Source organism: Desmonostoc vinosum (assembly GCF_059505385.1).
The window spans coordinates 1-8616 of the sequence record NZ_JCACKM010000224.1 but is presented as its reverse complement, the minus strand read 5'-3'; the positions used below and the strand labels follow the sequence as shown (position 1 = coordinate 8616).

The 8616-nt window shown below is 42.2% G+C and carries 7 protein-coding genes; 2 read left to right on the top strand and 5 right to left on the bottom strand.

Going from position 1 to position 8616, the window contains the following annotated elements:
• Positions 1–128: 128 nt before the first annotated feature.
• Complete coding sequence (locus tag AC5JMF_RS25980) at positions 129–1661, bottom strand: SagB/ThcOx family dehydrogenase (RefSeq protein ID WP_495798592.1); 1533 nt, start codon at positions 1659–1661, stop codon at positions 129–131.
• 234 nt (positions 1662–1895) lie between these two features.
• Between AC5JMF_RS25980 and AC5JMF_RS25975 the strand changes: the two genes are divergently transcribed.
• Positions 1896–2738, top strand: coding sequence for an alpha/beta fold hydrolase (locus AC5JMF_RS25975; protein WP_495798591.1), 843 nt, complete (start codon positions 1896–1898; stop codon positions 2736–2738).
• Between the two features lie 70 nt (positions 2739–2808).
• Here the strand turns inward: AC5JMF_RS25975 and AC5JMF_RS25970 are convergent, their stop codons facing one another.
• Complete coding sequence (locus AC5JMF_RS25970; protein ID WP_495798590.1) at positions 2809–3006, bottom strand: hypothetical protein; 198 nt, start codon at positions 3004–3006, stop codon at positions 2809–2811.
• A gap of 32 nt (positions 3007–3038) precedes the next feature.
• On the opposite strand from AC5JMF_RS25970, the gene AC5JMF_RS25965 reads away from it, so the two are divergent.
• On the top strand, positions 3039–4790 hold the full coding sequence (locus AC5JMF_RS25965) for a protein kinase domain-containing protein (RefSeq protein WP_495798589.1): 1752 nt from the start codon (positions 3039–3041) through the stop codon (positions 4788–4790).
• Positions 4791–4917: 127 nt separating this feature from the next.
• On the opposite strand, the gene AC5JMF_RS25960 is transcribed toward AC5JMF_RS25965, so the two are convergent.
• The 3 genes from AC5JMF_RS25960 to AC5JMF_RS25950 all read right to left on the bottom strand — a co-directional run bounded on the left by AC5JMF_RS25960 (position 4918) and on the right by AC5JMF_RS25950 (position 8510).
• Entirely contained in the window at positions 4918–5706 is a 789-nt protein-coding gene (locus AC5JMF_RS25960; RefSeq protein ID WP_495798588.1) for an ABC transporter permease, read from the bottom strand.
• A 10-nt stretch (positions 5707–5716) separates the two neighbouring features.
• Complete coding sequence (locus AC5JMF_RS25955) at positions 5717–6697, bottom strand: ABC transporter ATP-binding protein (RefSeq protein ID WP_495798587.1); 981 nt, start codon at positions 6695–6697, stop codon at positions 5717–5719.
• 166 nt (positions 6698–6863) lie between these two features.
• A complete protein-coding gene (locus AC5JMF_RS25950) occupies positions 6864–8510 on the bottom strand; it encodes an ABC1 kinase family protein (RefSeq protein WP_495798593.1) in 1647 nt (548 codons plus the stop codon).
• Positions 8511–8616 lie beyond the last annotated feature (106 nt).

Below are 8616 nucleotides of genomic sequence, written 5' to 3'. Positions count from 1 at the left end.
CTGACGCTCGTACCGACGCTCGATGACTCGCTAACGCTACGCTATCGCTACCGCTTCGCTAACGCTATCGAGGACTCGCTACCGCTGCGAAGCGCGTAATTCGTAATTAAGTGTGGAGTACGTCACCTTTATCTAGGTCGTCCTAGCGTAGTGATATAAAGAACAGCCTCATCAATAGGTATACCCAAAACTTCATTTACTTGGTCATCAAAAAAGCCGCCGATACCGCTGACGCCTAAATTCAGGCGAATAGCCGCTAAATTAAGTCTTTGCCCTAAATGACCAGCATCCATATGTAGGTAACGATAAACGCGATCGCCATATTGAGCAATAGCCGACTTTAAATCGGCTGTATGAAAAAGTACTGCTGCTGCATCTCTCCCTAACTCTTGTCCTAAGCAAAGAAAATGTAACTCCCGTCGGAAGTTTTTAAAGCGGATTTGGCGTAACTCTTGAGCTTTTGGTGCGTAATAATAGCATCCCGCTTCTAAATCTTTGACACCACAAACAGCTATAAAAGTTTCGATTAAATTTGGGTCAAAATAATCTGGAGACCTATCTAAACCTTGGTCGATGTAATTTTGCGGTTGGTAAGTGAAATCGAGTAAAGCTTTGAGTTCATCTAAGGTTAAATCGTCACCGCTATAGGCACGAGTCGAACGTCGCCTGTACATTGTGCTTTCCAATTCTGACAGTCCCTCTTTCCAAGCAATGGGAGTAGTAGGGGTGGGGATTTTGAGACAGAAAGGAAAATTGTATTTATCTTCTAAAGATTTTTCTTGTTTAACTGCTGGTAAATTGAGTTTACCAGTTATCCCTGGTTGAATTTGGGTGTGGCGATGAAAATACGTCAGCAATTCACCATCAGGAATTTGTGGATAATTAGTTTCTGTCGCAGAAGGTAAAGCAGTGCATCCTAATGGTAAATTTTGGTTGATATCCAATAGGTCTGCTAGAGGTAAGATAGCGATCGCTCCTTCTTGTTGCGGATCGATATAAAGCAAATTGTTTACCGATTCATCCACAAACCCACCAATTAAATGTGGCCGATAGTCAGTAAGAGCGCCAGCTAACTCAATATTACCTAACAAGTGTCCTGCATCAAGAAAAATCCGACGATAAGCCCTATCCTCGTAGCGCCACGCAGAGCGATAGAAAACCGTAGTCAGAATAATAGCTAATTGAGTATTTTCCAGCGCCGGATGCCAGAAACAAGCGTCTTGTAAAGTTTGCCAAACATCACTTTCCCAGTAATGCATTAGCGAATGAGTCCGACATTGATAGTTATACAGCCCTGGTGGTAATAACGCAGTGCCGCGAGAAACTACGTACACCTCCGCAGGATATAGCCCACCTGCACTGGGAGCAGCTCTTAGATACACCGTACTTCCCATAGAAGGTATTCTCGCCGTTAGTCCATAGCTACGAAACAACAGCCGTGACAGTCGCTGCCACCATTTAGCATCCAGATTATTAGTAAATGTCTCTGGCTTTTCTTGAATATAAGGTTTGAGGTCAAAAGTAGAGCCAATTTTGTACTCCTTAAACGGCACTGGCTGCTTAGACCAATCTAACCCCTGATGTTTGCCAGCAAGAGTTTCAGGGTCGTATTTAGTACGTTTGTGGTAATGTTGAGCAATTGATTGGTGTAGTTCTGGCATAGATAGTAGTTTCAATAAACTTAATAAACTTGAGTCATCTTATTTTGATCTTGGCATTCATCAGACTCATTGTTTCGTATTAATTAGTACAATCCTTTAATTATCAAAATGGTAATGAGCAACGTACTGAATTGCGTGAGATGGGGATGAGAAGATGAGGGGGATGTGGTTCGACTCTGCGGTAGTTGAGCAAAGCCGAACCACATCCCCAGTCCCAAAAATAAATCTGCACTCATGCCAATACGTCAAACTTTATCAAAGCCCGATATCCAACTTTCTTATTTAGAGTGGAAACAAGGTCAAGAACAAGAACCAGTACTGTTGTTACATGGTTTAGGCGACCATGCTTTAGTCTGGTCTAGTCTGGGAGATTACTTAGCGATAAACTACCACATAGTAGCTCCAGATATGCGTGGTCATGGTGAAAGTAGTAAGCCAGAGAAAGATTATAGTTTTGAGAGTGCGATCGCAGACCTAGAAGCACTCATAGATAGTGTAGGATGGTCTTCTGCCCATGTTGTTAGTCATTCTTGGAGTGGGAAATTAGTTGCTATTTGGGCAAGAAAAAACCCTAAACGGTTGCGAAGCATAGTTTTAGTCGATCCGATTTTCATTTGGAAAATGCCCAGCTTTTTCCAATTTACCTTTCCGATGTTATATCGCTTTTTGCCTTTTCTCAAAAGCATGGGCCCATTTGCCAGTTACGAAGCAGCCGAACAGCAAGCCCGCCAACTCAAGCAATACCAAGGATGGACTAGCTTACAGCAGCAAGTTTTCCAGTTAGGAATTGAACAAAAACCCGATGGCAGTTGGGGCAGCAAGTTTACTGTTGCGGCTCGTGATGGGATTTTTGAAGAAGTCATGCAAGTACCTGGTTTTACAATTCCCCTTGATACTCCTGCCCTCTTCATTCAACCAGAACAAGGTCTGAATCGCCAAAGTTGGCAAATTAAACCATATAAAACCTATCTAAAAAACCTACGCATTTGCCAAGTTCCCGGCAATCATTGGCCTTTTTTGTCGCAACCAGAGCCATTTAACCGGACTATAGCAGCTTTTCTAGAAGAGCATATTTAGTTGGGGATTGGGAATTGGGGATTGGGGACTGGGGATTGGGGATTGGGGACTGGGGACTGGGGATTGGGGACTAGGGACTGGGGACTGGGGAATTGTCATTGATTATTCTCCGCGTCTCCGCGTCTTCGCGTCCCCGCATCCCCGCATCCCCGCGTCCCCGCGTCCCCGCGTCCCCGCGTCCCCGCGTCCCCGCGTCCCCGCGTCCCTGCGTCCCCGCGTCCCTGCGTCCCCGCGTCTTCGCGTCTTCGCGTCCCCGCGTCCCCCTCATCCCCCATGCTCCCTTAACAAATTAAGCTAGCCATGAGTCTTTGTATAAATCCTGTTTGCCCTAAATTAGACCACCACGAGAATGAGCAAAACCGTTTTTGTCAAAGTTGTGGTTCTCAAATGGAATTGCTGGGGCGATATCGAGTGACACGCTTGTTGAGTGACAAAACAGGCTTCAGTAAAGTTTATGATGCATACGAACAAGACACGCCGAAAATCCTTAAAGTACTCAAACAGGAGCTTTCTAGCGATGTAAAAGCGGTTGAACTATTTCAGCATGAAGTAACTGTACTCAAAAAGTTCAACCATCCTGGTATTCCCCAAGCAGATACCTACTTCCAGTATCAAACCAGAAATGGTATGATGTTGCACTGTATTGCGATCGCAAAAATCGATGGATTCAGTTTAGAACAGTGGCTTAAACAGCAGAATTATTTCATTTATCAAGCACAAGCTATAGCCTGGTTAAGGCAGTTGGCAGAAATACTGGATGTAGTGCATGGCAAACAATATCTACATCAAGATATCAAACCATCTAACATTATGATTCGCTCTCCTATAGCCACTCATCGTCAAGGAGGTTGGGGAGAACTGGTATTGATTGACTTTGGCATTGCCAGAGAAATTACTCAACCCCATCTAGGACAAATCAATAACAGCACAGCCATTATATCATCTGGTTATAGCCCTCCAGAACAGATGAATAGTCAAGCCGTACCACAATCAGATTTCTTTGCCTTGGGACGCACCTTGATGTTTTTGCTCACAAGATGCCATCCTCTAGATATGTACGATGTTCAACACAATTTATGGCACTGGCGAAACTATGCTACTCATATCTCACCTTTGCTGTTAGATATAATCGATTGGTTGGCAGCACCAGAAGTAGAGAAGCGTCCCGTCAATGCCCAAGAAATTTTGCAGCGTTTAGCAGAAGTTGAAACTCAATTAACTGAAACTCAGGATAAAGTTGTAGATTTGGCTATTAGTTCTAAAACTGATAATTCCATCCCAATTACTATTAAAACTTTACAGTCCAAGCAGCAGTTAGAAAAAGTGCCCCTATTAGAAATGTTTACAGCATTTTTAATATCATTAGGAACACTAACTACAGTATTTTTGTGGACGCAAGCTTCTTTTAAAGCATCTTCTCCCGACGGAAACACTGCGCGAACAATAACAGTTAATAATGGACAAGCGCCTCAAAGAAAAGGAAAGATTGATTATTTTACCTATGAAGAAGGTAGAGATAGTCAAGGGAGAATTGCGAAATTTAACATAGCAGTTTTATCTGTGGAATATAAATGGCTTGTAGATAGCACATTTCAAGTTAAACATAACGATGAAATTATTAGTGTTGAGCTTTTAAATTTGAACATAGAACAAGAAAATATCCAGAAGCTCATGGGAAACGCCAATGAGATTATCTCTGTAGGTTTAGCTTCTTGTTCAGGTGATACAGCAATTGCAGAACGCATCGCTCTAGAACGCTCCAAGCAAACACAAATTTTGGCAAAAACACTATTTAGTAATATATCTAGCCCCAAAGAGTATCGTTTATTAAACTTGGGTCAATTTCAAAATAATAATTGTCAAAATCATCAAGATTTAACCGCACATCAAAGAAGTGTAATTATTATTGGAGTAGAAAAACAATCAGAGGATGTAATTCTAGATGAGGCCTTGAGAAATAGATTAGAAAAGAAACCTTTTGCTGATTTTAGGTTAGAAGATTATTCCTTGGGAGCAGCAGAAAAATTTAAAACACTATCCAGTAATTTTTAGCATTTGTTGGTGAAAATTGAAACCCACGGAGGTGGGTTTTGTCTGTATAGTCGCGATTTCCAATTGCCGGGGTTAGTATTAATTTAGACTTTTAAAACAACCTCTTAGACAGTGCTTTAGTTCAAACTTAAGCCCCCATTCCAGAATATCGCTTTAATCCTGCACGCCACAGCAAGCGATTCGCACCCAAAAATATCAATATCCAACCTATTGTTGACAAAAATCCTCTTGTAATATCGACGGGTAGCCCGACTAAAATACTTGCAGGAAAGTCAATCAAGTAAGGAAAAGGTGTAAACATCACTACCGCCCGTACAGGTTCAGGAAAAACCTCTAACGGTGCAATTAAGCCAGACAAAAACAAAAAAAACAAAAACCAAAAATTTTCTAAAGCGCTAGCTCGTTCTGTCCAAAAAGCAAAGATAGCAAAGGTATACTGAATTACAAACCGTAAAATAAAAGTTAATATCACTGCTAAAGTAAAGAGCAATAACTCTGGCAATTTGGGTATCCAAAAAGCTTGAGGATAGAGTATAAAAAACAGTGCAATTAGTAGCAACGCAAATGGTATCCGAGCAACTCTTTCAGAAAGATGGGATGCAACATAATGCCATACTGGATCAAGTGGTTGTAATAATTTAGATGAAAGTCTGCCTTCAATTACATCTTTTTCAAATTCCCAAATCACCCAAACTACTGATATTTGTCTAACAACAAAAACCACCAGAAAGTAACGAGCAAAATCTACTGGTGTCAAACCAAAGTTGCCGCCTTGTGCCGCTTTTATCCAAACACCCATCAGGATAATCGGTAAAGATCCTGACAAAACCCATAATATCAACTCTGCTCGATACTCAACCATATAGGCGTAGTATACCAATAGCAAAGTTAGAGCTTTTCTAATAATGTGCTTCATTATCACCTATCTACACAACTCCCGCCTGAAAAACTCGCCCAATTACCTCTTCTACAGGCGGTTCAGTTACTGTTAAATCGATTACCGCCAAATCTGCCAAAATCTTAGATACGGTGCGAGTCAGCGCTTCTTGCGGCACCATAAAACGCACTGCTCGCCCTTCCATAAATTGCACGTCACCATAGGACATAAGTTTCTCTATTGGTAGTGGTTGGGCTAACTCTAGATAAATTTCTCGGTAAGGGGCAAAACGTTCTAGCAGTCCATCTAGGCTACCGTCATACATCAGCTTTCCTTGATGAATTAACAACACCCGTTGACACAAAGCTGTGATATCAGCCATGTAATGGCTTGTTAATAGCACTGTTGCCTGGTAGCGCTGATTATACTCACGCAAAAAATCGCGCACCCCTACTTGAGCATTTACATCTAGTCCTAGCGTTGGTTCATCCAGAAACAAGACATGGGGATGATGCAAAAGTGCTGCTAATAATTCTGCTTTCATCCGTTCACCCAAAGATAACTTTCGTACTGGTTGGGTTAGCTTGCCTCCCAATGAAAGCATTTCTGTCAATTCTCCCACCCGTCGCTGGAAATCTTTATCGGAGATGTTGTACACAGCAGCATTAATTCTCAAAGAATCCAGCGCTGGTAAGTCCCAAAGCAGTTGCTGTTTTTGCCCCATTACCAAAGTGATTGCCCCTAAAAACGCTTCTTGACGCCGAAACGGAACGTGCCCAGCAACTCTAACTTTACCGCTAGAAGGATGAATCAGTCCCGTAAGCATTTTGAGTGTAGTAGTTTTACCAGCCCCATTTGGCCCCAAAAATCCTACGATTTCACCAGGCGCAATTTCAAAGGAAATATCCTCAACTGCTTTAATTGAACAGTAAGTGCGGCGAAAAAAGTGAGTAATTGTCCCTTTTATGCCCGGTTCCTTAACAGCTACTGGATAAAATTTACTAAGATTTTCAACAATGATAATTGACATAATTCTCACATAAAACATAAGTAAACACAGATAAATTATTAATCTTTATCTGTGTTTATAGTGATTTTCAATATATGGGAATGGGGAACTCGGGGATGCATGGGAAATTGTAATTATCTTTCTCCCCTGCCTTTTTACTTCCTCATCCCTATCTAGCCCCTACTTTCTACCTTAAACGCCCCGATCGCAGTGTACTAATAATTAACCACAAACCCAATAAACTAGCAGCAGCAAACAAGGCGCTACTTAAAAAAGATAGCTGGGATGTCTGTGCTTTTGTAGTAATAATTGCTGCTCCCATAATCAATGAACCTACTAGAATACTAAAAGAGAGTCTATTGGCTGCATCGTCCATAGTGCGACGCACACCATCTAAACCTCGTAGCGATAAATTCCATTGCAAGGTTTCAGAAGTTACTCTATCTAATAAAAGTTCAATTTGGCGGGGAGATTGTAAAGAGAGACTTTTGATATCTAGAGCTGTTCTGAGGAGCGATCGCACAGGATTATCGCCGAGTAACTGGCGACGAAACAAATCTGTAATTAATGGTTGAATTTCTTCAAATAAATTAATCTCTGGGTTAAAGGTTCGCGCCACGCCCTCCAAATTAGCCAGGGTTTTAGCATACAACCCCATATTACTGGGTAGCCTAATCTTATTGTTGCGGGCAACTTGTAAAATTTCGTAAATTATTTGACTAAAATTTATGTCAGTCAGGCTGATATTGTAATACTTTCGCAACATTCGGTCATAATCATTTTCCAACCGCGACAAAATCACCGGTTGAGCAGAATCTGCTAACTGTAAAGTTAATTGAGCGCACCGCTGAGCATCCAAATCAACGATCGCTAATAGCATTTCTGTTAATATCTGCTGTGTGCGGGGATCAAGTCGTCCCACCATGCCACAATCAAGAAGGGCAACACGACCATCTTTAAGATAGAACAAGTTTCCTGGATGAGGGTCGGCATGAAAAAACCCATCTATATATAGTTGTTGAAAAAATGCACGAAATAGTAGCGTAGTTATTTCTTTACGTTCAACGGCGGGGTCTTTACTATTATTTTCACTGCTCAAATCTGCCGACAGGAATGGCACACCATCTAACCATTCCATCACCATTAGCTTTTCTGTAGTCAAATCCCAATCAATTTCGGCTACCACAATTTGCTTGGGATCAAACCAGCGACTATGAGACAAATTGCGGCGGAGTTGGTCTGTGTAACCTGCTTCTCGTGTAAAATCTAACTCTGCTTCTAGTGCTTTGGTAAATTCCTCGGCAATAGATTTAATTTCATAGGTTTGCCCAAAATCTGTACGTGCCACTAAATCGGCAATACCTTGAATTAAAGCGATATCTTGGGCAACAGTAATATCAATCCCCGGACGCTGCACTTTTAGCGCCACTTCCCGACCATTAACTAACGTAGCTCGATGTGTCTGAGCAATTGATCCCGCTGCTACAGGAGTTGGATTGATTTTACTAAAAGTTTCTTCTAATGGGCGCTTGAGCTGTTTACGAATCAACACTTCTACATCAGACCAAGCAACAGGCGGGACTTCATCTTGCAGGGTGGATAGTTCCTCGATGTAGGCGGCGCTAAGTAAATCTGGACGGGTAGACATTAGCTGACCGAGTTTGACATAAACCGGCCCTAAATCTACCAAGATATTCTTTAAAACCGCAGGTGTAGGTAGCTGGGGTTCATCAGTTTTGCCACCAGTAAGTAGCCTTCGCATATAGTCCCAGCCATTGCGAAGGAATACTTCGAGGATTTCTCGTTGACGGGGAACAGTTTGGGTGAGGAACATTGTTGGGATGGGGAATGGGGATTGGGGACTGGGGACTGGGGACTGGGGACTGGGGACTGGGGATTGGGGATTGGGGACTGGGGATTGGGGATTGGGGATTGGGGAT